The sequence below is a fragment of the Peribacillus sp. NPDC096379 genome (assembly GCF_044762875.1).
In the GTDB taxonomy this organism is placed as follows: domain Bacteria; phylum Bacillota; class Bacilli; order Bacillales; family DSM-1321; genus Peribacillus.
The window spans coordinates 1,623,340-1,649,051 of sequence record NZ_JBIWFD010000001.1; the positions used below are offsets into that span (position 1 = coordinate 1,623,340).

At 36.4% G+C, this 25,712-nt stretch carries 29 protein-coding genes, 1 pseudogene and 1 other annotated feature; of the genes and pseudogenes, 22 read left to right on the forward strand and 8 right to left on the reverse strand.

Annotation, left to right across the window (positions count from 1 at the left end; translation table 11 throughout):
- Positions 1 to 31 precede the first annotated feature (31 nt).
- The 4 genes from cls (at position 32) to ACIQZI_RS07685 (ending at position 3,470) form a co-directional block, all read left to right on the forward strand.
- Entirely contained in the window at positions 32 to 1,537 is a 1,506-nt protein-coding gene (gene cls, locus ACIQZI_RS07670; RefSeq protein WP_403071243.1) for a cardiolipin synthase, read from the forward strand.
- Between the two features lie 71 nt (positions 1,538 to 1,608).
- On the forward strand, positions 1,609 to 2,367 hold the full coding sequence (locus tag ACIQZI_RS07675) for an exodeoxyribonuclease III (RefSeq protein WP_062179366.1): 759 nt from the start codon (positions 1,609 to 1,611) through the stop codon (positions 2,365 to 2,367).
- Positions 2,368 to 2,422: 55 nt separating this feature from the next.
- The gene (locus ACIQZI_RS07680; protein ID WP_062179369.1) at positions 2,423 to 2,821 is read left to right on the forward strand and encodes a hypothetical protein; all 399 of its coding nucleotides are present in this window, start codon (positions 2,423 to 2,425) and stop codon (positions 2,819 to 2,821) included.
- 199 nt (positions 2,822 to 3,020) lie between these two features.
- Positions 3,021 to 3,470, forward strand: coding sequence for a GNAT family N-acetyltransferase (locus ACIQZI_RS07685; protein WP_403071247.1), 450 nt, complete (start codon positions 3,021 to 3,023; stop codon positions 3,468 to 3,470).
- 40 nt (positions 3,471 to 3,510) lie between these two features.
- Here the strand turns inward: ACIQZI_RS07685 and ACIQZI_RS07690 are convergent, their stop codons facing one another.
- On the reverse strand, positions 3,511 to 3,708 hold the full coding sequence (locus tag ACIQZI_RS07690) for a YwbE family protein (protein WP_403072142.1): 198 nt from the start codon (positions 3,706 to 3,708) through the stop codon (positions 3,511 to 3,513).
- On the reverse strand, positions 3,708 to 3,911 hold the full coding sequence (locus ACIQZI_RS07695) for a hypothetical protein (RefSeq protein ID WP_403071250.1): 204 nt from the start codon (positions 3,909 to 3,911) through the stop codon (positions 3,708 to 3,710). The genes ACIQZI_RS07690 and ACIQZI_RS07695 overlap by 1 nt, the downstream gene beginning before the upstream one ends.
- Positions 3,912 to 4,345: 434 nt before the next feature.
- Here ACIQZI_RS07695 and ACIQZI_RS07700 point away from each other — a divergent pair, with 434 nt between their 5' ends.
- The 7 genes from ACIQZI_RS07700 to ACIQZI_RS07730 all read left to right on the forward strand — a co-directional run bounded on the left by ACIQZI_RS07700 (position 4,346) and on the right by ACIQZI_RS07730 (position 9,023).
- Positions 4,346 to 4,558 (forward strand): hypothetical protein, encoded by a 213-nt coding sequence (locus ACIQZI_RS07700; protein ID WP_062179381.1) that lies wholly within the window; start codon positions 4,346 to 4,348, stop codon positions 4,556 to 4,558.
- 352 nt (positions 4,559 to 4,910) lie between these two features.
- On the forward strand, positions 4,911 to 5,720 hold the full coding sequence (gene speD, locus ACIQZI_RS07705) for an adenosylmethionine decarboxylase (RefSeq protein WP_403071253.1): 810 nt from the start codon (positions 4,911 to 4,913) through the stop codon (positions 5,718 to 5,720).
- A gap of 333 nt (positions 5,721 to 6,053) precedes the next feature.
- A complete protein-coding gene (locus ACIQZI_RS07710; protein WP_403072145.1) occupies positions 6,054 to 6,614 on the forward strand; it encodes a thioredoxin family protein in 561 nt (186 codons plus the stop codon).
- A gap of 317 nt (positions 6,615 to 6,931) precedes the next feature.
- The gene (locus ACIQZI_RS07715; RefSeq protein WP_403071256.1) at positions 6,932 to 7,705 is read left to right on the forward strand and encodes a hypothetical protein; all 774 of its coding nucleotides are present in this window, start codon (positions 6,932 to 6,934) and stop codon (positions 7,703 to 7,705) included.
- Positions 7,706 to 7,779: 74 nt separating this feature from the next.
- Positions 7,780 to 8,502, forward strand: coding sequence for a multicopper oxidase family protein (locus tag ACIQZI_RS07720; protein ID WP_403072148.1), 723 nt, complete (start codon positions 7,780 to 7,782; stop codon positions 8,500 to 8,502).
- Between the two features lie 105 nt (positions 8,503 to 8,607).
- Positions 8,608 to 8,817 carry a multicopper oxidase domain-containing protein gene (locus ACIQZI_RS07725; RefSeq protein WP_403071259.1) on the forward strand — a complete coding sequence of 70 codons (210 nt, stop codon included), beginning with the start codon at positions 8,608 to 8,610 and terminating at the stop codon, positions 8,815 to 8,817.
- The gene (locus ACIQZI_RS07730; RefSeq protein WP_403072151.1) at positions 8,811 to 9,023 is read left to right on the forward strand and encodes a multicopper oxidase domain-containing protein; all 213 of its coding nucleotides are present in this window, start codon (positions 8,811 to 8,813) and stop codon (positions 9,021 to 9,023) included. The genes ACIQZI_RS07725 and ACIQZI_RS07730 overlap by 7 nt, the downstream gene beginning before the upstream one ends.
- 172 nt (positions 9,024 to 9,195) lie before the next feature.
- Here the strand turns inward: ACIQZI_RS07730 and ACIQZI_RS07735 are convergent, their stop codons facing one another.
- Complete coding sequence (locus ACIQZI_RS07735; protein ID WP_049681663.1) at positions 9,196 to 9,414, reverse strand: hypothetical protein; 219 nt, start codon at positions 9,412 to 9,414, stop codon at positions 9,196 to 9,198.
- A gap of 366 nt (positions 9,415 to 9,780) precedes the next feature.
- Between ACIQZI_RS07735 and ACIQZI_RS07740 the strand changes: the two genes are divergently transcribed.
- From ACIQZI_RS07740 to ACIQZI_RS07760, 5 genes are all read left to right on the forward strand, one after another.
- Positions 9,781 to 10,110, forward strand: a complete 330-nt coding sequence (locus ACIQZI_RS07740) for a PadR family transcriptional regulator (RefSeq protein ID WP_062179394.1) — start codon at positions 9,781 to 9,783, stop codon at positions 10,108 to 10,110.
- Positions 10,107 to 10,505, forward strand: coding sequence for a permease prefix domain 1-containing protein (locus ACIQZI_RS07745; RefSeq protein WP_062179397.1), 399 nt, complete (start codon positions 10,107 to 10,109; stop codon positions 10,503 to 10,505). The genes ACIQZI_RS07740 and ACIQZI_RS07745 overlap by 4 nt, the downstream gene beginning before the upstream one ends.
- 13 nt (positions 10,506 to 10,518) lie before the next feature.
- Positions 10,519 to 11,157 carry a hypothetical protein gene (locus tag ACIQZI_RS07750; protein ID WP_403071264.1) on the forward strand — a complete coding sequence of 213 codons (639 nt, stop codon included), beginning with the start codon at positions 10,519 to 10,521 and terminating at the stop codon, positions 11,155 to 11,157.
- A 32-nt stretch (positions 11,158 to 11,189) separates the two neighbouring features.
- Positions 11,190 to 11,792: a hypothetical protein gene (locus ACIQZI_RS07755; RefSeq protein ID WP_216636866.1), complete on the forward strand. Its 603-nt coding sequence runs from the start codon at positions 11,190 to 11,192 to the stop codon at positions 11,790 to 11,792.
- Positions 11,793 to 12,374: 582 nt separating this feature from the next.
- Positions 12,375 to 12,613: a binding site (T-box leader), on the forward strand.
- A gap of 58 nt (positions 12,614 to 12,671) precedes the next feature.
- Positions 12,672 to 14,237 carry a 2-isopropylmalate synthase gene (locus ACIQZI_RS07760; protein WP_403071268.1) on the forward strand — a complete coding sequence of 522 codons (1,566 nt, stop codon included), beginning with the start codon at positions 12,672 to 12,674 and terminating at the stop codon, positions 14,235 to 14,237.
- Between the two features lie 237 nt (positions 14,238 to 14,474).
- On the opposite strand, the gene ACIQZI_RS07765 is transcribed toward ACIQZI_RS07760, so the two are convergent.
- Positions 14,475 to 15,482: a YeiH family protein gene (locus tag ACIQZI_RS07765; RefSeq protein WP_403072154.1), complete on the reverse strand. Its 1,008-nt coding sequence runs from the start codon at positions 15,480 to 15,482 to the stop codon at positions 14,475 to 14,477.
- A gap of 146 nt (positions 15,483 to 15,628) precedes the next feature.
- Here ACIQZI_RS07765 and ACIQZI_RS07770 point away from each other — a divergent pair, with 146 nt between their 5' ends.
- Positions 15,629 to 16,510 carry a LysR family transcriptional regulator gene (locus ACIQZI_RS07770; protein WP_403071272.1) on the forward strand — a complete coding sequence of 294 codons (882 nt, stop codon included), beginning with the start codon at positions 15,629 to 15,631 and terminating at the stop codon, positions 16,508 to 16,510.
- Here the strand turns inward: ACIQZI_RS07770 and ACIQZI_RS07775 are convergent.
- Positions 16,482 to 16,816, reverse strand: a pseudogene (locus tag ACIQZI_RS07775) (phage holin family protein). The gene ACIQZI_RS07770 and the pseudogene ACIQZI_RS07775 overlap by 29 nt on opposite strands.
- Before the next feature lie 487 nt (positions 16,817 to 17,303).
- Here ACIQZI_RS07775 and ACIQZI_RS07780 point away from each other — a divergent pair.
- From ACIQZI_RS07780 to ACIQZI_RS07800, 5 genes are all read left to right on the forward strand, one after another.
- Positions 17,304 to 18,554: an MFS transporter gene (locus ACIQZI_RS07780; protein ID WP_403071275.1), complete on the forward strand. Its 1,251-nt coding sequence runs from the start codon at positions 17,304 to 17,306 to the stop codon at positions 18,552 to 18,554.
- A 213-nt stretch (positions 18,555 to 18,767) separates the two neighbouring features.
- Positions 18,768 to 19,250, forward strand: coding sequence for a MarR family winged helix-turn-helix transcriptional regulator (locus ACIQZI_RS07785; RefSeq protein ID WP_062179413.1), 483 nt, complete (start codon positions 18,768 to 18,770; stop codon positions 19,248 to 19,250).
- Entirely contained in the window at positions 19,247 to 20,971 is a 1,725-nt protein-coding gene (locus ACIQZI_RS07790; protein WP_403071279.1) for an ABC transporter ATP-binding protein, read from the forward strand. Before ACIQZI_RS07785 ends, ACIQZI_RS07790 begins: the two co-directional genes overlap by 4 nt.
- Positions 20,968 to 22,827, forward strand: coding sequence for an ABC transporter ATP-binding protein (locus ACIQZI_RS07795; RefSeq protein WP_403071282.1), 1,860 nt, complete (start codon positions 20,968 to 20,970; stop codon positions 22,825 to 22,827). Before ACIQZI_RS07790 ends, ACIQZI_RS07795 begins: the two co-directional genes overlap by 4 nt.
- A 140-nt stretch (positions 22,828 to 22,967) precedes the next feature.
- A complete protein-coding gene (locus tag ACIQZI_RS07800) occupies positions 22,968 to 23,183 on the forward strand; it encodes an ATP-binding protein (RefSeq protein WP_403071285.1) in 216 nt (71 codons plus the stop codon).
- A gap of 31 nt (positions 23,184 to 23,214) precedes the next feature.
- On the opposite strand, the gene ACIQZI_RS07805 is transcribed toward ACIQZI_RS07800, so the two are convergent.
- From ACIQZI_RS07805 to ACIQZI_RS07815, 3 genes are read right to left on the reverse strand one after another with little or no spacing between them, the layout of a single operon-like run.
- Complete coding sequence (locus ACIQZI_RS07805) at positions 23,215 to 24,261, reverse strand: alpha/beta fold hydrolase (protein ID WP_403071288.1); 1,047 nt, start codon at positions 24,259 to 24,261, stop codon at positions 23,215 to 23,217.
- Positions 24,242 to 24,679, reverse strand: a complete 438-nt coding sequence (locus ACIQZI_RS07810) for a hypothetical protein (protein WP_062179425.1) — start codon at positions 24,677 to 24,679, stop codon at positions 24,242 to 24,244. The genes ACIQZI_RS07805 and ACIQZI_RS07810 overlap by 20 nt, the downstream gene beginning before the upstream one ends.
- Positions 24,680 to 24,701: 22 nt before the next feature.
- Entirely contained in the window at positions 24,702 to 25,469 is a 768-nt protein-coding gene (locus tag ACIQZI_RS07815; protein ID WP_062179428.1) for an SDR family oxidoreductase, read from the reverse strand.
- Positions 25,470 to 25,712: the final 243 nt, after the last annotated feature.

The window sequence follows — 25,712 nt, forward strand, 5'->3', positions numbered from 1 at the left end:
AGAATAATTTAATTAGATGAGGATGAGCCTTATGAAAAGACGAAGAATGGAATTTATATTTTTATTTGTCTTAATGTTATCCGTTTATATCGTTTTTTTTAGCAGTTTTAGCTTAAACCTGAAGCTTTTTTCGATTGGATTATACGTTCTCATTATCCTCATCACGACGTATTCCTTGATGTTGGAATACCGATCTTCCCACCACACGTTGCTCTGGATGTATGTTTTGTTATTTATCCCTGTGTTTGGCTATATGTTTTACCTATATTCAGGACAGCTCTACTTAAAAGGATATTTATTTAGAACGAAGCGTCAGAGTAACCGTGAAGAATGGAGAAAACTAGTAAATCAAGCGACATCACCTGATTTATCCTTTCTAAACGATCATCAACGAGTCTTTTCAACGTTTGCTAGTAATGCTTCACAAACTACATTCAGCACGAACTCTAATACGTATGTTTTAAAAAACGGAAAAGAAACATTTAGTGAAATTATTAAGAAACTAAAAGAAGCAAAGCAATTTATTCATATCGAATATTATATTTTTAGGTCAGACCGGCTTGGAAAAGAGATCATACATATTTTGATGGAGAAGGCCAAAGAAGGGGTGGAAGTCTTATTTATTTTTGATGCGGCAGGTAGCTTTAGTCTAGCCAAATCTGATATTAAGGATATGATTTCTGCTGGAGTGAAGGTCCAACCATTTTCACCATTGAAAAGTGGTTTTTTTAATCAAAAATTCAATTTCAGAAATCATAGGAAGATCATTGTTATTGATGGACAAACAGGTTTCGTTGGGGGGTTGAATGTTGGGGAAGAATACTTAGGTAAAAATAAAAAAATTGGGTTCTGGAGAGATACTCATTTGGAAATAGAGGGTGAGGCAGTCTATACGTTACATACGGTATTTTTAATGGATTGGGAGTATGTGAGCGGGGAGCAGGTTCTTTCTGAAAGACCGAAAATGAATCGGACTGACAAACTGGGTGACGGTGCTGTCCAGATTGTAGCAAGCGGTCCAGATACCCAGCAAGGCATTATGAGTGATTTTTATTATGCGCTTATTTCATGTGCAACGAAATCGATTTGGATTGCGACCCCTTATTTTGTTCCAGATGAGGCAATCCGTGCAGCTATGAAATTCGCTGCTCAAAAAGGCGTTCAAGTACGTTTAATGATTCCAGAAGTAAATGATGGGTTTCTGACTCAAAATGCAAGTCGCTCCTATTTCAATGAGCTGCTTGAGTGCAATGTAGAGATTTATTTGTATAAAAGGGGGTTTTTACATCAGAAAGTTATTATTGTCGATCATGATATGGCGACAATCGGAACAGCCAATATGGACAAACGCAGTTTTCATTTGAATTTCGAAGTAAATGTTTTTTTACTTGGAACACAATCTATTAATGAACTTGTGGAGAATTATGAAGGAGACATTCTAGAGAGTGAAAAAGTAGAGATGGACTCTTATCGTAAGCGAGGCTTTGTTGTGAAATCGAAGGAAGCATTCAGTCGCTTGTTTTCAGATGTTCTTTAATAGGAATATGATTGTGAACATTGTATAGTAGAAAAAAGATAATTAGCAAATGTATTAGGGAGAGTAGAAAAATGAGATTAGTTTCTTGGAATGTAAATGGAATTCGAGCCTGTGTTAAGAAAGGTTTTCTTGATTATTTTCACGAAGTAGACGCAGATATCTTTTGTTTGCAGGAAACAAAGCTACAAGAAGGACAAATCGAATTGGAGCTTGATGGCTACTATCAATACTGGAATTATGCATGGAAAAAAGGCTACTCCGGAACAGCTGTTTTTACAAAACAAAAACCATTATCTGTTTCATACGGTGTCGGGGATCAAGATGAAGAACCAGAAGGACGCATTATTACGTTAGAGTTCGAATCTTTTTATTTGGTTAATGTGTATGTGCCAAATGCTAAACGGGATTTAACAAGACTTGATTATCGACTTCAATGGGAAGATGAAATTTGCGCTTATTTAACCGAACTGGATCAGAAGAAGCCGGTTTTATTTTGTGGAGATTTAAATGTTGCCCATCAGGAAATAGATTTACGAAATGCAAAATCTAATTTCGGTAATTCTGGATTTACCATTGAAGAGCGTGAGAAAATGACCGATTTGCTTCAAGCTGGATTTGTTGATACGTTTCGATATTTACACCCTGAAAAAGAAGGGGCTTACACATGGTGGTCCTATATGAGCAAGGTCAGGGAGCGGAACATTGGTTGGCGGATTGACTATTTTCTTGCATCAAAACGCCTAGATACCAATTTATTGGAGGCTGGCATTCATCCCCATGTTCTTGGAAGTGATCACTGCCCGATTTATCTAGAAGTTGATTTCATATAATCGCCAATAATTGGTTATAGTACTAACGCAGTCACCAAATTAAAGGAGGATATGGATGAAATCATTTAATGTAACGTTTCATAAGGAAGATGATGTAGATACAATGCTTGTCCAAAAACTGATGGAGCAGGAGTTCGAACAAGCAACTGTTGGAGGAACACGTCAATTATTTGAGCTTGATACGAATGTAGGTTTATTCGTATTTTTTGATGGACAAGACAAAGATGGGGATCTTTCTTATTTGATGCTTCAATATGAAGAAGACAATGAAGATCCACAAGCTTGTTACTCATTTGAAATGAAAGATTTTTATGAGTTCATCACACTTTATTTACAAGGAGTCGACGATTTCCCAGAGGATGATGAAGAAGATGATTCGTATGGTCCGATTCATCACTTGGCACATCTCTTATTCCATGTGGTTGAAGAAGGGAATTCGATTAACCTAGAATAATCTATTGGGCGTTGACCTCCTATTTTTACAGGGGGTCTTTGTTCTGTATATGAGGATGTTCAAAAAGAAGGGGGGACGTGGGAGATTTGGTGTTTACGGATCCTGTTACAAGCAATCGATGCTCTTAAATGACAAAATTACGTGAAGCATCGCTCTAAATTATTTAAACAAGTAAATGAAGAAGATAGGGGGATAAAAATTGATCAAAACAATGAATATAAAACAAGAAGAAACAGCACGTGAAGTTTTAGGTATCCAACTTCCAGCCTATCAAATTGAGGCAGAGCTAATTAATTTTCATGAAATTCCTCCTTTAAAAGACACAGTAGAGACGATTATGGCTAGTAGAGAACAATTCTTCGGCTATTATATAGAAAATCAGCTTACTGGGTTTATATCCTTCGAAGAAACAGAGACAGAAATCGATATTTGCCGCATGGTCGTTCATCCTAATTTTTTCAGGAAAGGAGTAGCAAAAAAACTTGTTCAATATATTTTACATACAATAAATGGTCATAAAAAACTAACCGTCATGACTGGCGAGAAAAACTACCCAGCAAAAAATCTATACCTGTCATTGGGCTTTATAAAAGTAAAAACCGTTGAAGTGTCAGAGGGTATCTTTCTGTCAGGGTTTGAGAGGAAGTAAAAAAGCATCAGAGAATTCTTCTCGATGCTTTTTCTAGATATTAAGTTGAACGGATGTTTTTCACTCTTCCAACCTGTCCGTCGGTTAGCCTTACTTTAATGCCATGAGGGTGGGAACTTGATTTTGTTAAGAGATCCTTCACAATTCCACTAGTTAATTTTCCTGTGCGTTGGTCTGCTTTAAGAACGATTTCAACGGCAGCTCCAGGTGTGATATCTTTTCTAGTTTGCCCGTTCATCATACACCCATTTTTCTGCGGGTATTGCTGACTTTTTTCGTTTGCTGGCTCTTCATCTTTTGACCTGTCTGTAGCCCATTCGTATTTGTTTTTCCTTTAGAGCCTTGATTTTTTTTCGCTTCAAGCTGCTGCTTAATTGCATCTTGAAGGCTTATTTTCTTCTTGGGTGTTTCTTCTGAAGTAACTTGATTATTGTCTGTCATGTAAAAAATCCTCCTGATCAGGTATGTCGTATACATCTAGTATAAACCATCTTATTGTATAAAAGCTATGTATTGATGTAGGTCACTCACATTTTCTAAAAAGAAAAGTTTATACGTAACTATAATCAAACGAGATAATATGTTGGTATCATATCCTGATTGGTAGATTAATTTGCAATAATAGCCACAGGTTGCCAAGAAAAATGGTGAAGACAAAGTGATCTTAAGGCATCTTTTGCCCATCATATGAGCCATAAAAAAGAAAAGAATCTATAAATATGAAATAAAAGTCCGCTTTAATACATAGAAGCACTGTCTACGTTCAGTAATAAGTGTTTAAGTATTAACAGAAAATTCAATATACCAGAACTTGCATTTATCTATAAGTATTATGTATGATTGAACTATATTTACCAAATACAAGGAGGTATATGATGAGTACATTTGTAAAATCTAATCAAACTGCACCGTTTTCGGGGAATTATGTAGAAGTTGGGCAAGGCGGAGGGAAAATCAAAAGAGCACAAACGATTGAAGCAAAAGAAGGAACTGAGTTACCTGAATTAAAGTCCTATACGATTAAGTTAGAGCATAAAGGAACAGAAAAATCAGTAGAAAGACAGCATCAATGGAAGCTAATTAAGTAAAAACCAGGATAACTTCTTAATAAAGAGGTTATCCTGGTTTATTTTTTTAAACGATTACTCTTATATCCTTTAATTTTAAAAATATTAAATTCACTTATGAACTGTTATTTCACTCTGTTTGCCTGCTTTAACTTTTCGTTTTTTATCGATGGGATTGGGTAATGATAATACATAACGGCCTTTTCAATAAAGTAAAACTTCAATCAGTAGGTATTTTCTTCATCCCCCACTGGATTGTTAGTTGAACCAATCGGGCTTTTACGGGCAGTTAACCTCCACCTTTACGTTCCTTCGTTTGAAGGTGGGGGTCTTGACTTTCCGTTAATGCGGGATAAAATGGAGGGAATTATTCATGAAACTTACACCAGAGCAGCGTATTGAGTTGCATGGGTTTAATAATTTAACGAAATCACTTAGCTTTAATATGTATGATATTTGTTACACAAAAACGAAAGAAGAGCGTGAAGCGTATCTAGAATATATCGATGAGCAATATAATGCTGAAAGATTAACGGCCATTTTAGAAACGGTGTCAGATATGATTGGTGCACATGTATTAAATGTGGCGAGGCAAGATTACTATCCACAAGGGGCAAGTGTTACAATGCTGGTGTCAGAAGGTCCAATTATTGCACCTTCAGAATCGTTAGAGAAGTCGCCAGGTCCCTTGCCAGAAGCACTAGTCGTGCATCTTGATAAAAGTCATATTACGGTGCATACATACCCCGAATATCATCCAGATGAAGGAATTAGTACATTTCGGGCAGACATTGATGTTTCCACTTGTGGAGAGATTTCTCCGCTTAAAGCATTGAATTATTTGATCCATTCGTTTGATACCGACATCATGACGATGGATTTTCGTGTTCGAGGATTTACAAGAGACAAAAATGGTCATAAACTCTTCATAGATCAGGACATTAATTCGATTCAAAATTATATTCCTGAAAATGTAAAAGATCAATATGACATGATTGATGTTAATGTGTACCAAGAAAATATCTTCCACACAAAATGTAAATTAAGAGAATTTGACTTAAATAATTACTTATTCGGATATACAAAAGATAAAATTTCACAGAATGAAGAGAAAGAAATCACAAGAAGATTAAAGCGAGAAATGGATGAAATCTTTTTTGGGAGAAATATGAAGGAAAAATGAAAACATGGAACGGCTACTATTAATTCTGCATTCTTTCTAAATATAAAAGCTCGAATAGGTTTCAAAAAAAGGTGTTGTCCTATACATTTCTCATTAGAGGGAAGTGGTTGTTTCATACCACGTATTCGCGGATTGTGTTCACAGGACTTGTTTTCCATTCTTTCTTTTTCATAGGAAATACCCTTCATAATTCCTTACATACAGAACGCTAATAGGATAAATTTATTAGTCAAGGAGACAAGTGCAACATACCATTAAAAAGCAAGTTCAATTTCTTCCAAAATTATCGCAAATCTTTTAATATGGAAATAGTACCATTCTAAAATGAAAGTAGTGATGATGTTGTCATTGAATACGTGGTTTGAAAAAGGAATGTCGTTTGAAGAATACAGAAAGAGCATGGAAGTAAATCGTGATGAACTTTCTCGTGTTTACGAAAAAGTGGATTTTACTGAAGAAGACTTTCAATTCTTCAGCAATTTAGCTAACAAGAAATGGAGAGGTATCGTACTTACTGCCGATTGGTGTGGAGATGCTTCATTCTGCGTCCCAATTATTCAACGAATCGCAGAAAAAAGTAATATGGATTTGAAGTTTTTGATCCGCGATGAAAATTTAGAATTAATGGATCAATATCTAACGAATGGAACAGCGCGTTCTATTCCAATTTTTATCTTTATTGATGAAGCTGGAAATGAGCAAAGGGTATGGGGACCCCGAGCAGAAAAAGTGCAGGAGTTTCTACAAACATTGTTGGTTAATCTCCCAGACAAAGATGCTGCTGACTTCAAAGACAAGCAGAAAGAAGTTTTTGGTCAGTTCAAAGAAAAGGTTACAACAGATCCTGACATGTGGCGAGTTGTTATTGAAAGTGTAATAACAAGACTGAAATAAAGTGAAGTTTCAATCAGTGGGGGCTTCATCCCCTAGTGCTCGTTAAAGTAGCTATCGAACTTCTTGGCTCTAATTATCCTTTTTGAACACGTACTAATAGCTAATTATGATACCAATTTGAATAAATCAAAAAACATCTCTCGAAAATTCGAGAGATGTTTTTTGATTTTTTGTTTCTTGACAATCAATGTATACCTATCAGGTCAATGAAAAATAAGACTCAAGGCTTATTAAAATGTACTTTTTAAGTCCATGTTTAGAATATCCCCTTTCATGTATCGTTAATGGTGTTATCTGAAAGGGAGTGCTATGTATTTATGTTTGAATTTATTTATTCAGTAGGCCAGTTTATTTCCATCTTACTTGTTGTTATATGGGGACTAGCTATTTATTCAACGAATGGCCTTATATATGCTTCAACAAAGAAGGGACAAAGGATTTGGAAAGGAGTCATCCTCTTTAGTATTCGCTCAGGGTTGGTGCTCAATTTCGCTTGGATCAGTTCAATAATAACAATGGGTGCGATGTTAGGTTGGCTATTTATAGAAGATAAAGTATTTGTGTTTCTTCCATTAATTCTTTTTCCATCAATCATGGTGATGATTTGGACGATGCCGATATTTAGCCAAATAAAAGCGATTGAGGAAGGAGATAAAGAGGTTGTATCCTTATGTAGGAAAATAGCCGCTTCCCCACGTTTTTCATTCCCAATTAAGACCATGCAGCTAGGTGCAGTCTTGATATTAGGTTTATCGATTTTTGGGTCAGGTGTGTTACCAGAGGGAATTGATTTATTACTCTTTTTTGTTGTATTTGGATTATTAGTATGTTTTTTATTTTTACTTCAAAAAAGAATACATGAAAAGGTTACAAAAGAAGATTTTCAAAAGCCTAAGTGGATGATACGGTTAATTAAACGATTGGCTATCATCGCTGTTTTTATCATCGGCGGCATCAGCTGGATCACTATGGGAATGGAAAGAAGTACATTGCCAGCCGAAATTAGTATGGTGAATCATGACAACGTTGAATTAGGCGGTGGTTCAATGATCCATCATAACCATAGTCATCATAGCGGGGGCATGACGTAAGTGTAACGGAACTTGTCGACAGCAGTTCAGCCAAACCAGACCGGACCTATACCCTTGTATCCCAGAAAAAACCCATCGAATTAAGTGATGGGGAGACATTTGATGCTTGGATATTTAATGGACAATATCCTGGTCCTCAATTAAGAATTCAAAAGGACGAATTGGTGGAAGTGACTTTAATTAATAAAGACATTGAGGCAGGAGTGACGATTCATTGGCACGGTTATAACGTACCAAATGCGATGGATGGAGTTGCTGGAATGACCCAGGATGCCGTTCAAGTGGGAGAGCAATTTACGTATCGTTTCAAAGCGAATGACGAAGGGACATACTGGTATCACTCACATCAACAATCCTCTGAACAGGTGAAGAGAGGACTATTCGGATCATTTGTTGTTTTGTCAGGTGATGAAGACGGCAAAACGAACGAAATTACCTCCATCGGGGACAATTGGCTTTTTGGTGGAAATGAGGCGATCGTTTCTGATGGGCATGACCAAGGGTTTGTGAAAAAAAGGATGTCAACAGGTTCGGATGTCCGTTTGCGCTTAATTAATACGACGAATTACACAAAAACATATTTTATTGAAGGTTCAGAGTTTAAAGTAGCGGCGATTGATGGGCAATCCATCCATAAACCACAGGATCTAAAAAATACGAAATTAGAACTTGGTGCAAGCGGAAGGTATGATGTTATATTTACGATGCCAGATAAACCTGTGTTAATAAAGACAAGTGGATACTCACAACAAGGAAAAACAGATGCGCAGCTCTTATTGAGTCAAGATGGTCAATAGCGTTCCACTTATTTCTGCTGAAATGCAAAGCTTTAAACCTGAAGAATATGGGGAAGTCTACAAATACCTTTTGATCTTTCAAGCGATTTTGATCGAAAATTCACAATGGTTCTTGGGCAACGATTCGGTTTTTACGATGGGAAACCAAACTATTTATGGACAATTAATGGGGAAATATTTCCGAACACCCCGACAATGATGGTAAAGGAAGGAGATTGGGTAAAAACAACATTTGTGAATAAGAGTTTCATGGATCATCCGATGCATTTACATGGCCATCGTATGCTTGTCTTAAGTAAGAATGGAAGCTGGTAACGGGTAGTCCATGGTGGACAGATACTCTGAACGTTGTACCTGGGGAAACCTATGAGGTCGCTTTTCTAGCGAACAATCCAGGCGTGTGGATGGAACATTGTCACAATCTCGATCACGCAGCTGTGGGAATGACTATGCATTTATCCTATGAAGGAGTTAGTTCACCATTTTCAATTGGTCGAGATACGTTGAATCAGCCAGAATAAGAGCTTTATAAAAATCGCTTTAATAATAAATCATCATTTTAAATAATGGGTCCTCATAAATGAGAACCCATTATTCCATTATAGTACCATTTTTGACTCGTTTAAAAAACGGAATGAAGTTTTTCTAAAAGGGTCTGACCCCAACGTTCTTGGGACAGTAACGAAAGTTCTTTTATTCAGATTGTTGGACGATTATTGCACTTTGGACTTGACTAACTGCTGTTTGGGCTTGTGCAATTTCATTGGCGGCTTGTTTGATTGCTTCCTCAGCTAACGTTGGATCTGAAGCAGATTTTTCGATTGCTTGGCTTAATAATGTTTGAGTCAGTGTAACATTTGCTTTAGCTTGGTTTAGCTGATTAACATCAATTGGTTGATTATTTGGGCTCATACGAATCCTCTCCTTTTTAAATTGAATACCTATATAGCTTGACCTTGCTGGCTTGTTTTATCGGTGGAAAAAAATACCGTGCAATTGTTTTATCAATTCCACTTCACTTTACAATATTTTTCCTAAAACAATGGCCCATGATTGATAGTAAGAAAGAAGAAGTTTTAAATAGTGCCTCTAGAAATTACACGAAAAAGCAATTAATAGGCATTAGAACTATTGTTCTGTCACCTTTTTTCCTTGTATACCCAGCATATTCAAATTTTTTAATAGTTTAAAAACTAAAAAATTACTTTGACAGATAGAGCAATTAAAGGTAAGATTACTCTATCAGATAGAATAGTTAAGGTACAAGGAAGTGAAAAAATGATAAGAAGTGATATTATTCGTGGGCATTTGGATTCGATTATCTTACGTTTGATCTTAGAAGAAGACAGGTATGGGTATGAAATATCGAAGGAAATTAGCCTACGTACAGACAATCGATTTCACATAAAAGAGGCAACCTTATATGCTGTGTTTCAACGGCTAGAAAAAAAGGAATTAATTGAAGCCTATATAGGTAGTGTTTCTCAAGGTGGAAAAAGGAAATATTACAGAATTACGTTACTTGGAAAAGCCTACTTAAAAGAATTGGTTGAAGAATGGAACGAGGTTAAGGAAATAATTGATTTATTTATGGAGGGCTTAAAATGAAGAAACTGAAAAATCATGTTGAAGAATTATTTAAAGATATTCCAGAAAGTGAGCAAAAAAAGGCAATCAAACAAGAAGTTTTGGAAAACCTTGAAGAAAAAGTGTGGGATTTAATGGAACAAGGGAAAGAAGAAGAAGATGCCATTAATAAAGCAATTGTCGATTTTGGGGATATTGAAGAGATCAAAAAGGAACTGGGAGTAAAGCGACCAACAAAGAAAAACATGACTAAATTAAATTTAGGATATTCCATATGGGGGAGTCTTTTAATCATTGCCCTTTTTATTTTTATCAATGTTTCATATTCCCCTGACACGATTTGGTTCGTCTATCCAACCTTCGCCGTTTTATGGTGGCCTTTAACGATGTATTTTCATTGGCAACGTTCAAAATAGGGGGGATTAGAAAATGAAGAAATACGATGTTGGCTTTGCTGTGGCAGGAAGTGTAATGAGTATGATCTTTTTCATGCTTGTCAATTATTTAACAAGCTCTCAATATCCTTGGTTTATTTATCCGTCTATCTTATTACTGTTATGGCCTATTGGCTTGTACTCTAAAAAAAACGGGAATTACAAACTACTTTCTATTATTTATAGTCTGTTTATTATCGTTCTTATTATTGCTGAAAATATATTTTATTCACCTAACTATGCATGGTCATTATATGCAGTTTATCCGATCCTTTGGTGGCCGATTCTTGTCTTTTTAGGCAAGAAGGCGAAAACGATACGAGTTGCATTAATTGGAAGTTTGAGCATGATCCTATACTATTCGATCTTAAACGCCTTCCATTCTCCCGGATATTTATGGTTTATCTATCCGACTTTCGTAGTGTTATGGTGGCCACTATCTGTATTTCATGCATGGAAAAAGACATACTATAAATTCTCAATCCATGCAAGTATATTACTCATTACATTTTTTATATGTGTAAATATTATTTCCTCACCTCATACGATTTGGGCGGTCTATCCGATTTTTTGTGTGCTCTGGTGGCCGCTAAGTATGTATTATTTTGTGTATAATAGGAGAGTAGAAGAGTAATCCGAAACTATAGAAAATGGTGGTACTTATAAATGAAAGAGAGAAAAGTATATCTCCTATTTACTGATACAGGAACGTATTTTACGAAGCTAATAAAACTATTTACGAAGCAACCATTTAACCATGTTTCGATCTCATTTGATAATGAATTAAGAGAAATTTTCAGTTTTGGCCGTAAAAAACCTGATAATCCTTTTATCGGTGGCTTTGTAAGGGAAAAAATAGCAGTAGGATTATTTAAAAAAGCTAGATGTGAAATATATAGTTTTAAAGTTTCAGAATTGGATTATGAGCGAATGATATGTAAAGTGAAACAAATTGAAGCTGAAAAAGACCTTTACAAATATAATTTACTAGGCCTATTTGCTATTCTACTAAATATAAATTTAAAGAGAAAAAATGCCTTTTTTTGCTCTCAATTTGTGGCAACGATTTTGAATGAAAAAAAACATATAATTGATAAATCACCAAATATGGTAACGCCGCAAAATTTATTGGCTCTAAATAGTCTTCAATTAGTTTATAAAGGGAAACTCCATTTATACTCATATCAGACGAAAGAAATAGTGAGGAGAAACGATTTAGAATTAAGTTTTAGAAACCATTTTATTGGCAATACAGCTGATTTTAGCTAAGTATATAGTAACTAAATAATTTTGATAAATAAGCGGGGGAAGATCTACAGAAAGACTTTCCCCCGCTTATTTATCTTGGTTAACAGTCGACTCGGCTGTTGCTCTAAAAACTGTGAGCTTACGATTTAGAGACACTAGAACGAGACAGACTACCTTTTGTAGTGGGGATGAGAAAAGTCCACTAATGGGAGTTTCACCTTTATTGAGAAGTATCTTCCTTTTGCTCTGAAGGTTCCTCTGTTGGATCTGGCTCATCTTCGTCCACACCATTACAGCCGTATAAGAAGCCCATAGATAAAACGGTTGACATTCATGCAAACATATATTTTTTCCTTTTCATTCCTTCTTTATATTTTTACGTTACCCTGTATTAAGTAAATTCACTCAAAATAATTTCCGAGTTATTTAATTTTTTGTTAGAAAAATCAAGAATTCTCAACTCATCTTATAAAGATACCGAATTCGTCTTTATACCATTAATTTTATCCTTATTAATTAAAGTTGCGAATACTATTTATTTTCAGAAAAAATAAACTTGACCTCCCAATTTTATCAAGTTAGAATTATATTAAACTTAATAATGAATAAGCGATGATTGGAAATAGTAAAAGGTTAAATAATCTTAAAGAGAGCCGATGGATGGTGAAAATCGGTAGTTGTTTGCCTTTGAACTCGTCCATAAGCTACTCCGTGAACTAATAGTAGGGGATGTCGGTTTTCGACCGTTATAAGGGTAGGTGGTAACAGCCACCGAATTAAGTGGATTAATTATGCGAATTAATCAATTAGAGTGGTACCGCGAGCAAAGCCTCGTCTCTATAGTTTCTATAGAGGCGAGGCTTTTTTTATATCCAATTATTGAAAAGGAGTGATTTTATAATGTCAAGAAAAATTTGGGTGTTTGATACAACTTTACGGGATGGGGAGCAAGTTCCTGGTGCTAAACTTAATTTGTATGAAAAACTCGAAGTAGCACAGCAATTAAAGAAACTGCAAGTTGATATTATTGAGGCTGGTTTCCCCGCATCTTCAGTTGGTGATTTTAATGCTGTTAAAGAAATTGCAACGAAAGTGGGAAATACAGATGATATCATAATCACAGCGTTAGCACGGGCAGTAAAAGCAGATATTGATTCTGTTTATAACAGTGTGAAATATGCTGAAAAACCATTAATTCATATGGTTCTTGGAACTTCAGATATTCATGTCGAGAAGAAATTTGGCAAATCCAAAAATCAAATTTTAGACATTGGTGTGGAAGCAGTGAAATATGCGAAAACACTACTCCCCGATGTGCAATATTCAACAGAAGATGCGTCTCGATCAGATTTTGAGTACTTATGGACAACAATTGAAGCTGTTGTGAAAGCGGGAGCTACGATTATTAATGTACCTGACACAGTTGGTTATGCCGTTCCTGAAGAGTTTGGTGAGTTAATTTTCAAATTAAATGACCGCTTGAAAAATCTAAATGATAAGGTACTTTTAAGTGTACATTGTCATAATGATCTTGGAATGGCAACTTCAAACACGTTGGCAGCTATTAAAAATGGTGCTGATAAAGTCGAATGTACGATCAATGGTATTGGTGAACGTGCAGGTAATGCTGCTCTAGAAGAAGTTGTCATGGCTCTTAATACGCGTCAAGCATTCTATAATGTTCACACAAACATTAATACAAAAGAAATAATAAATACCTCAAAACTTGTCAGTAGTTTAATGGGGCTTGATGTACAAGTGAATAAAGCAATTACAGGGGATAATGCCTTTGCACATTCTTCTGGTATCCATCAAGATGGGTTGTTGAAATCAAGAGATGCTTATGAGATTATTAGCCCAACAGAAGTCGGTTTAAGCGATATGGAACTCGTTTTAACTGCTCGTTCTGGTCGTCATGCAGTGAAAAATGCTCTTGAAAAATTAGGGTTTAATCAGTTAACAGATCCACAATTTGAAGATATATTTGCTCATTTTCTTGAGTTAGCAGATGTGAAAAAAGAAGTATATAACCATGATTTATATGTCATCGTCGAAAACTATTACTCAAGACATGATATGAATAATGAGGATATCAAATATTATAGCGACAATTTCTATGAACTAATCGACCTTCAAGTAATTAGTAATCCCATTTTTCCTTCTGCAAGTGTGAAAATTAAGAAGGGAAATCAAATATTTAAGAGTAGTACTGTAGGATCTGGACCAATTGATGCACTATATTCTTCCATTAAAGAAATCATTGATTTAGATATTAAATTATTAGAATATAAAATTAGCAGTGTATCAAGAGGGAAAGAGGCGTTAGGTAAAGTTAAGCTACAAGTAGAGTATAAAGGAGAAAAATACATCGCCAAAGCAACAGATACAGATGTAATCAAAGCAAGTGCTTTAGCTTATATTAATGTCGTAAACAGTATTGTTGTTGAAAACTTACTTCCAGTTTAATTAGTTGTTGGCTGCCTGATAAAGAAAGGGTGACCCTCACACTCTAAACATGACAATGTAAATAGAATAGAGTGTGAGGTCATCTCAAATGAGAAGTTCATATTGATTGTGTGTAAGAATTCCCGTGAAATCATTATTTAGATGAATGTAATGCTGCGAGAAAACAAAATGGCTCCTAGCCTTTAGTTTAGTAATCTTTGCAACTAATTAGGGTTCATTATTAATAATAAAGCGTTGTTATACGAGAAAATATGATAAAACACTAAGACAAATTGAGGTTATCAACATTGCAATCAATGGTTTTAACGCTTTTGTGCGAAGATCACGAAGACTCACATTTAGGCCTAGACCTACCATGGCCGCGGTTAAACACCAAGTAGTTAGATTAGAGATACCACTCAGAACTCCTTCAGTAACTGGGATATAACTTCCAAGCGCATAGCTCCCGAAAAAACTCATAAGGATGAATCCGATTAAGAACCATGGGAATTCAATTCTGTCCTCTTGTGAATTCTGATCAGGATTTTTCCGCTTCATAAAGTACATGAAAATAAAGCATAGCGGAACGAGCAGGAACACACGGCCTAATTTTGCTAGTAAGCCGATTGCAAGCGCATCTTCTCCACCAGGTGCGGTAGCTAAGGCAACATGGGCGATTTCGTGTAAGCTAATACCCGACCAAATCCCGTAATCGATAGCTGATAATGGTAAAATAGGACGGAGAATGGTGTAAACAATTGCAAAAATTGTCCCAACTAGTGCAATAATTCCGACTCCAATGGCCGTATCTTCATCCTTTGTTTTGACAATCGGAGCAATCGCAGCGATGGCGGCAGCACCGCAAACGCCGGTCCCAACTCCTAAAAGCAAAGAAATGTTTTTATCGGCCTTAAATACTTTGGCAAGCCAAATGGTTAAGAGAATTGCAAAAATAATGACGCAAGCGTCACGAATTAGCAGCCCAATCCCGTCTTGTATAACCGTATTGATATTTAATTTCAAACCATACAAAATAATGGCTAAGCGTAGTAGCCTTTTTGACGAGAACGCAATTCCAGGTCGGATCACCTCTGGATAACTAAACACTTGCCGGTATACTACCGCAATAACAATCGCAGATGCTAGTAGACCAACATGATTAAACCCTGGCACTTTAGCTAACAAGAAGCCAAGAAAAGCGATAAAAAAGGTGAATGCAATTCCGCCAATCCAGAGTAAGGCTGTAGATTTCCGTGTTGGTTCCATAGGTTCATGTGCTTTTACTCTTTCTGTTTCCAAATCATCACCTCCCAAAAATGTACCTCATTGATAAGATAAATCATAATTGATGATAAGAAAAATAATTATCTATGATATTAATAATAAGTAATTCTTATAGAAGGAGGGGGAGTATGGATCAACATTTACTCGTATTTGTAACAGTAGTGGAAAATGGAAACTTTTCACGTGCTGCAGAGAAGTTACATATGACGCAACCAGCGGTAAGTCAGTACATCCAATTATTAGAGCGTTCTTATGGTGTAAAGCTACTCGATCGGAGTAATAAATATGTTCGGCTAAATAAAGCGGGAGAAATTGTTTATTACCATGCTAAGGAAATATTAGGACTATATTCGAAAATGCAAGATTTAATTGATGATTTATCCAATCGAGCAAGCGGTCAGCTATCAATTGGTGCAAGCTATACTTTTGGGGAATATGTTCTTCCACATTTTGTTGCCAGATTACACGATCAATATCCTCTCATAAAGCCTAGTATTACGATTGGAAATACAAAGGAGATAGCAGAATTGGTACTTAGAAACCAACTGGATGTTGGAATTATCGAAGGAGATTTTAAGAATACACAACTTACCATTGATGCATTTACGGAAGATAGGATGTTTGTAGTTGCTTCTTCTCATCACCGTTTAGTTCAACAAGATAGTGAAGCGGAAATTTCTGAACTAGAAAAAGAAAGGTGGATCGTCCGCGAAATAGGATCAGGAACGAGGGAGGCAACAGAAAAAGTCTTTCACTCCATGTCAATTGACCCAAAAGACATCATGGAATTCGGTAGCACCCAGTTGATAAAAGAATCAGTTGAATCAGGACTAGGTATTACCCTCCTGTCCCATTTAGCTATTCGAAAAGAATTATCAATGGGCCTATTAAAAATCGTTCAAGTAAAAGGTACCCCTTTTAAAAGGGAATTCTCAATTGTATTGCGAACATCATTTAAAACAAAAGCTTTAGAAGTATTTATCAATCTGTTAAAAGAAGAACGAACTTAATCGACGAGTATGTAAAGGTGGAAAGGTATTTGACATAAGGGTGATTAGTAGAAATAATCAAAAATTCCGCATTATGAGCAATTGCAATGATAAGAAAAATGAATATTTTTTTGAGTATGCCTTTAAAGCCGAATGAGCTTGAAGATTCCCTTCATAAGCTGATGCAAGCACGCCAGATATATAGTCTAAAATCACAAAAAGAACGAGCATATGCAAAAGTGGAGTCATCGAGCCGAATAAATAACTTATCAATCCACCTAAAAAAGCGGTTCCCAACTTATAAACTAATGAGATTTGTTCCATCATGTCCTCCTAGATAATCGTGTGAGGTTTCGTTCTTAATATAATATGGTTTAGACATGAATGGGATTGAGCCAGGGTCTATTGGAGAATAATATTATTTATTTGAACGAATGAACATAAAGTAGCTATGAAAGTTAATTATTTATCCATAAAATGTTTTTAAAAAATCTATTTAAGAATTTGGAGATAAAGGTAACATTATTTACATTCTTTACTAAAATTTTTTTGATTAAGTCTTGATTTATCGATGTGAAGCAATTACTATAAAAGTAACAAAAAACGGAAGGGTGACGATGAAACAATGATCAATTAATCCTATTTTTAAGAAAAATTCGTTAGAAATACGATCTTTTTTTCTGGATAGGATTAGTTTGTACATTTTTCATACAAGCCAATAAGATCATTGTGTTCCTTCTGATAGGGATATTATGCCATTTTGACATTGTATTGTACTGCCTCCTGTCCAGATATTTAACAGGAGGTTTTTATTTTGGAAAATAACATTTCATCGGGCGCGTCACCTAAATTATTTAGTAATCGGGTTTTTCAGGCTATTATCGTTTCGGGGTTGTTTTTACAAATAGGAATTTGGGTAAGGAATTTTGCGGTACTGTTATTTGTCATGGAACAGACAAATGGTGATCCATTTGCGGTATCCATGATTTCTGTAGCGGAATTCGCTCCTATTTTTATTTTTTCATTTATTGGCGGGACGTTTGCTGACCGTTGGAATCCGAAAAAAACAATGGTTTGGTGTGATATTTTAAGTGCTATTTCTATATTTGCCGTACTCTTAACGCTTTTATTCGGAACTTGGCAAGTGGTATTTTTTGTAACGTTAATCTCGGCGATTCTATCCCAATTTTCGCAGCCTTCCGGAATGAAATTATTTAAATTGCATTTGCCAGAAGAACAAGTTCAGGCTGGAATGTCGGTCTATCAAACGATTTTTGCTGTATTTATGGTATTAGGCCCTGTTATTGGGACGTTTACCTTTCAATCCTTTGGAATAGAGATATCAATTATGATGACAGGCATAGCCTTTTTACTTTCAGCTGGTGCACTCGCATTTCTACCAAAGGATTATAAATTGGAAGAGAAAGAAAGAGAATCAACATTATGGCAAGAAATGAAAAGTGGCGTTAAATATGTTTTGAATAAGAAGGAATTAAGCTTGTTAGGTTTATGTTTTCTAGCTACAGGTCTTGGGTTAGGATTTATTCAGCCTCTTTCGATTTTCCTTGTAACTGAACAATTAGGCTTACCGAAGGAAAACCTTCAATGGTTGTTTATGGTCAATGGGATTGGAATGATATTAGGCGGAGCAGTTGTCATGATTTTTGCCAAAACAGTCGCTCCTCAGAGACTAATCACCTTCGGAATGCTTGTAAATGCGATTGGTCTAGCGGTCATGGGATTATCAACAAATCTATGGCTAACATTAACAGCCGAATTTGTAAATGGGTTAATGTTACCTTGTATTCAGATTGGTATTAATACGATGATTTTGAAAAGAACAGAAGGGGCTTATATTGGTAGGGTCAACGGAATCTTAATGCCGCTGTTTACTGGTTCGATGGTTTTAACGATGAGTATGGCTGGTATAGTAAAAGAACAATTTTCCTTGGTTGCTGCTTTTGAACTAGCGGCAGTTTTGTTTATCATCGGCATGTTTTTCATTTTGCCATTATACAATCAGAAAACGGAAGTAAAACCGGAGAAACTAATCTCCCAAGACTAGTTTGCTTATTAATAGAAAAACAAGGGCTGTACCTGTAGTTGGGAAATAACCTGACTAGGGGACAGCTCTTTTCCTATTATTTAGCTATAAATATTACTGAATTAATTATTCAATTCTAGATTAAACAAACTGATTGACTTAACAGAAAAAAAGGAGTAAGTTTTAATAGTTCAGAAATGAACTATTCATAAATAGAAGATTGGTGACGTGAAAATGGAAAGTGAAAATCAACAAAACATGCGTTCAGTACTACTCATGCGTTCATTTTGGAACGTGCAGAAAAACATGATGCGATTTGTTCAAAAGACAGCAGTAGAGAATGGGCTATCTGTTCCACAATATGCGGTTTTGATGTGTATTGCACCTTATAAGGAAATGACGCAAAAGAAACTTGGAGAGCAAACATTTCTACCAAAAAGTACACTTAGTCAGGCAGTTGATGGACTCGTTCAAGCAGGCTGGCTAGGTCGAAAACAAGTAGAAGGCAATCGGAGGGAGATGCAATTAACGCTTAGTGATAAAGGAGAAACCTTTTTAAAAACGATCCATCGGCAAGAAGGTGGTATTCACCAAGTTTTCCAAGCTGCTACTGAAACGCTAACTGAAAAGCAGGTTGAAGAATTACTTAAAACGCATCTTCAAATTACAACTTATTTAGAAGCGCAGGCAAAAGAACAAGGAGAGTGCACGAAATGATTAAAATTCTGAAAAATCTAGCTTTTTATAAGTGGATTGTATTAGCGGTTTTCGGTCTAATCTTTGTTCAATCAATGTCTGACCTCTTTTTACCTACGCTAATGGCAGATATTATCGATAAAGGGGTCGTAGTAGGAGACACGCCTTATATTTGGAAAATTGGTGGGTTTATGATGCTCGTAGCAGCTCTAGGGGCTATTGCCTCTGTTTTTGCAAGCTACTATTCAGCAAAAGCTGCAATGGGGCTTGGGCGCGATCTTCGTCGGAACGTCTTTAATAAAGTTGAACAATTTTCACTACAGGAATTTGATGAAATAGGAACGGCGTCATTAATAACACGGACAACTAATGACATTACACAAGTCCAACAAGTGGTTATTATGATGCTTCGTATGGTTGTTAGTGCACCGATTATGTTAGTCGGTGGAATCATTATGGCTGTATCGAAGGATGCTAAATTATCACTTGTTATGGTTGTTACAATGCCTGTATTGATTGGTTCGGTACTACTTATTCTCTATAAAGGGATGCCACTGTTTCAAATGGTGCAAAAACGATTGGATCGGTTGAATCTTGTTGTACGAGAAAATCTAACTGGGATTCGTGTCATTCGTGCCTTTAATCGTGAAACAGAAGAGAAAGTACGTCTAAATAAAGCGAATAAAGACTTGACTGATGTCTCGATTAAAGTAAATAAAATCATGGCGTTTATGATGCCTGTGATGATGCTCGTTATGAACTTGACTGTTGTTGCTATTATTTGGTTTGGTGGGATTCGTATAGATAACGGCGGCATGATGATTGGAGATTTGATGGCATATATTCAATATGTCATGCAAATTATGTTCGCTTTACTTATGGCATCTATGATGTTTATTATGGTTCCACGTGCTGCAGTATCAGCAAAACGAATTAACGAAGTACTTAACATGAAACCAGTCATCTTAGATGAAGGGACAAAAAGGGCGGATCTTGAACAAGGTACTCTTGAATTTGATCAAGTAACATTTAGTTACCCAGGAGCAGAAGAACCTGCGTTATCGAACATCAGCTTTACCGCAGGCCCTGGTGAAATTACTGCAATTATCGGTGGAACAGGTTCAGGAAAAACAACGCTCGTTAATTTGATTCCGCGTTTTTATGACATAACGAGTGGAACAATTCGTGTCAATGGTGTTGATATACGCGAGCTATCACATGAAGAAGTTCGTTCGAAAATTGGTTACGTGCCACAAAAGGCAGTCCTTTTTACAGGTACGATTGCGGATAATATTCGCTTTGGAAAAGAAAATGCAAGACAGGATGAAATGGAACACGCAGCTCAGGTTGCACAAGCGGCAGATTTTATTGGGCAAATGAAAGACGGCTATCAATCAAATATCGAGCAAGGCGGATCGAACGTATCAGGTGGCCAAAAACAACGTCTGGCGATTGCGAGAGCCCTTGTTAGAAAACCTGATCTTTATATTTTTGACGATAGCTTTTCTGCACTAGATTATAAGACTGATGCTAATCTTCGTGCGGCGCTTAAAGATGAAACAAAAGACGCAACGGTGTTACTCGTTGCTCAACGTGTTAGTACGGTCGTTGACGCAGATCAAATTATCGTTTTAGATAATGGGCACATTGCAGGTATAGGCACACATAAAGAGTTGCTTCAAACAAATGATGTATATCGAGAAATCGTCGAGTCACAGCTTTCAGAGGAGGAGATTGCATGAGTAAACATAAAAAACCTCAAGGTGGCGGACCGATGGGACATGGTCCAGGCGGCGGCAATATGATGATGATGGGACAAAAAGCAAAAGATTTTAAAGGAACGCTCAGACGTCTCTTAATGTATTTAAAACCGCGTCGCAATCAATTAATCGCTGTATTCTTCTTTGCAATCTTAAGTACAATCTTTATGATTGTTGGCCCGAAAATCATGGGGACAGCAATTACAGAATTGTTTGAAGGGGCATATAGAAAGTTTCAAGGAGTACCAGGAGCATCCATTAACTTTGATAAAATTGGTCATATTCTTCTACTATTGGCGGGGCTGTATGTCATAAGTAGCCTGTTCAACTATATACAGCAGTACATTATGTCTAGTGTTGCGCAAAAGACAGTGTATGATCTCAGAGAAGATGTCAATAAAAAGCTTGAGAAACTTCCGCTCAAATATTTTGACGGACGTTCGAATGGAGAAACGCTCAGCCGCGTGACAAATGACATTGATACAGTCGGAAGCACGCTTCAACAAAGTTTGACGCAGTTTATCACATCAATTGTTACGATTATTGGGATTATCATTATGATGCTGTCAATTAGTCCTGTTTTAACTTTAATAGCGATTGTTAGTTTACCGATTTCCATTTTTGCAATTCGACCTATATTAAAAAGATCTCAAAAATATTTTGCTACTCAACAGCGAACACTTGGGCAATTAAATGGGCATATTGAAGAAATGTATACTGGTCATCAAGTCGTTAAAGCATTTGGGCACGAGAAAAAGGCTGGTGCCCAATTTAATACAGTTAATGAAGAATTGTATGAAGCGGGACGGAAAGCTCAGTTCATATCTGGTATTATCATGCCAATGATGATGTTCATCGGGAATCTGAGTTATGTCTTAATTAGTGTTGTCGGTGGGATTTTAGTGACGCAACGTGCGATTTCAATAGGTGATATTCAAGCATTTATCACCTATTCTCGTCAGTTCACACAGCCCATCACACAAACAGCTAATATCGCAAACGTTATTCAGTCAACGGTCGCAGCTGCTGAACGAGTATTTGAATTACTCGATGAAAAAGAAGAAATCGAAGAAAGAACGACAGCTCATTTAGCGAGAGCGCAAGGTGCTGTCACTTTTGAACATGTGGACTTCGGATATGCCGAAGACCTATTAATTAAAGATATGAACATTAATGTTTTACCTGGACAAACGGTCGCGATCGTCGGACCGACTGGCGCTGGCAAAACGACCATGATTAATCTTTTGATGCGCTTTTATGAGCTAAATGGCGGAAAGATTACGATTGATGGTCTTGATATAACAAATATGTCTCGGAACGATCTTCGAAAAACCTTTGGCATGGTGCTTCAAGACACTTGGCTTTTTAATGGAACGATTAAAGATAATATTGCTTACGGAAAAAGTGGTGCAACAGACGAAGAAATTTTCGCAGCCGCTCGTTCGTCCCATGCGGATCACTTTATCCGGACACTGCCCGATGGATACGAGACAATCTTAAATGAAGAAGCTTCGAACATCTCACAAGGACAAAAGCAGCTTTTGACAATCGCAAGAGCCATCCTTGCAGATCCACCAATTATGATTCTAGATGAAGCAACATCGAGCGTAGATACGCGAACCGAAGTCTTTATTCAACAAGCAATGAACCATTTGATGGAGGGACGGACTAGTTTTGTGATCGCCCATCGACTATCAACAATTAGGGAGGCTAATTTGATTCTAGTGATGGAGCAAGGGAAAGTGATTGAGCAAGGGACTCATGTAGAACTATTAGAGGGCAATGGTTTTTACGCAGATCTTTACAACAGTCAGTTCTCTGAAAAAGAAGTAGGATAAGTAAGAAAGGGCTCATTTCGAAAGTGGAAATGGGCCTCTTTTGATCAAAGAGGGATATAGACTCTATGCTGCAGAAGCAGATATTAAATTTTTTATGAATAAAATTGCAAAATGAACTAATAAAAATGAGAGGAAAATAATTGACAATCAGTAATGAAGCAAATCATTTAGATGAAGAGGATGTAGGTCTATTATTCAACAGATTTTATACAGCAGATCAACCACGGTCAGGGAATGGGACCGATTTAGGTCTTTCAATCGCTAAAAGCCTTATGAATAATATGAACGGAAAGCTTTCTGCAGAATTGAAAGGGAATCAATTATTTATGACGTGTGAATGGATGCTAAAAGCGTAAAGAAGCCAGAAAAAGTCTGGCTTCTCTTTTTTTACTGACCAATCGGGCCTGATCGCTCCGGTAGCCATTCTTTATAATAAGTGGGAAGTGTATCATCGGAATGCATCTGGGCATGGCCACTATCTAATAGATGTAATGTTTTATCATGACTTGAAACGGCACCCATAATCGGTGATATCATTGTATTAGGCACGAGGCGGTCATTTTGACTTGCAATGACTAATAAATTCGCTTTTATTTTATTTAGTTTTGCTTTTTTTTCTCGAATTTTAAGTGTTCCTTTAATTAATTTGTTGCCAATTATGAGATCATGCGTCATCTGCTTTACTGTTCCTGCCGTTAGTGGAATATGATCTTTTGTCCATGCATTAAAACGCCGCCATCTTTTCACATATTCTTGATCATCCGCCCGATATAATAAGGAAAATAAAGGAGACACATAAACGGGGGAAGTCATCAGTCGCAAACCGGACTTAACAGCTTTAGCTGGTAAAATTTGAAGTACATCCAATATTTCATCAAATGAAACTCTTCCTTCACGCAGTGCTTCAGTCCATTGATCAAACTGAGGTACTGATTCGAAATCGATTGGAGCAACTGTTAAGATTAAATTTTTTATTGGCTCCTCTGCAATTGCAGTATAGATGGCAGCCAATGTACCGCCTATACAAGATCCAAGCAAGGTAATTTCTGTTGCACCGGAATGTCTAAGAACTCGCTGTACCCCTTTTTGAATATAATCCAATATATACTCATCTAAAGAAATATTTCCATCTTCATATCCAGGAATTCCGAAGTCTAGTAAATAGATGTCATATCCTTCTTTACCAAAAGCTTCTATTAAACTATTACCAGGACCCAAATCAAAGATATAAGGACGATTTATTAATGAATAAATGATAAGAATTGGTACATTATATCGTTTTTTCTTAGCTGGATAATGCCATAATGTAGCCTTATTTTTTTTCCAGACGGCTACTCTTGGAGTCATCCCTATTTGTGGCATGTCTTGATTTTTGATGTCTAAGAAACTTTGCAATCTCGATGCTTTTTTCGGATTAGATTTTCGCTTTTCCAATTAAATTCCCCATCTCATTTGCATTATCTCCAGAAAAGAGGGAAGTTAGTAAAATCTTTTTTAGTCGTTTTCTTCTTTCCTCTGCAGATGTTGTGTTATTAGCCATGTTAATTTGAGGGTTATTTTGAAAAAGGGAAGCCAGCGTTTCATCTAATTTATCGAGTTTTTCTTCAAGTTGAACGGTCATTTTAGCAATATTGGCAATATCTCTTTTTGTTGGGAAATTAAGAGCGACGGACAACATTTCTATATTGTCTTGGTTTTTTTTAATTTGAGGGGCAATTTGATTAGAGTATAAACTTGCGAGTTCAATAATTTCTTTTTTATTCAATGAATCTTGAATTTTCTTATTAATCCTTCGTTCTGCATTGGTTCCATGTTTCTTCAATTCATAATAAGCATCCCTTTTTTTAGCCATTATGATCTTCCTTTCCTTTAATTTACACGAGTGCTGAAATTCCACCATCGACAACCAATATATGTCCAATCATATAATCAGATGCTTTTGATGCAAGGAATATGGCAGCACCTTTTAGATCCTCTTGATTACCGAAACGTCCTGCTGGCATATTTCCAAGAATATCAAAATTTGTTTGCTGGATAATTTTTTGTGTGATTTTTGTAGGGAAGAAACCAGGGGCAATCGCATTTACTTGTATCCCATGTCTTGCAAGTTTGACGCCTAAGTCTTTAGTAAAGGTAATCACTGCTCCTTTACTTGTGTTATAAGCAATAGTGTCTAATAATTCAGGGGCAGTACCTCCAAATCCATTCACAGAGGCTATATTGATAATTTTTCCAGATTGCTGTTTGATCATGACTGCTGCGACTGCTTGAGAAAATAAGAAAGTACCGGTTACGTTAACGTCCATTACTTTTTTCCATTGATGTTCTTTAAGATCAAGCACAGGAGATACCCAGGATGTACCGCTATTGTTCACTAAAATATCGATTGAACCAAACTCTGCAACAGTTTCACTTACTACATGATCAATATCAGCTTTTTTTGTAATATCACATTGAAAAGCAAGCACTTTAACACCGATTTTACTAAGTTCTTCTTTGGCTTCCTCACACGCTGTAATGTCGCGAGAAGCAATTACGATATTGGCACCAGCTTCAGCTAAGGCACTCGCAATCTGTAACCCAAGACCGCGTCCTCCCCCTGTAATAATAGCTGATTTTCCAGTTAAATCGAATCGATTCATCTATAAACCTCCAATCCTTTGCATTTCTTAATAGTATAGACAAGCACACCCCTAAGTGTGTGTATAAATAACCATTTAACCCCCGCCAATTTTTTATCTGGAAATATGTGAAAAAAACTTGATGCAAAGGCAGTAGATGACATTACGCTCTTAAAGATAGATACACAACTATTGCAATATGTGTAGTGAAAGGCTAATGTTAAAGAACGTAGAAGCCAAATATACATCAGTGTTGCACAGACA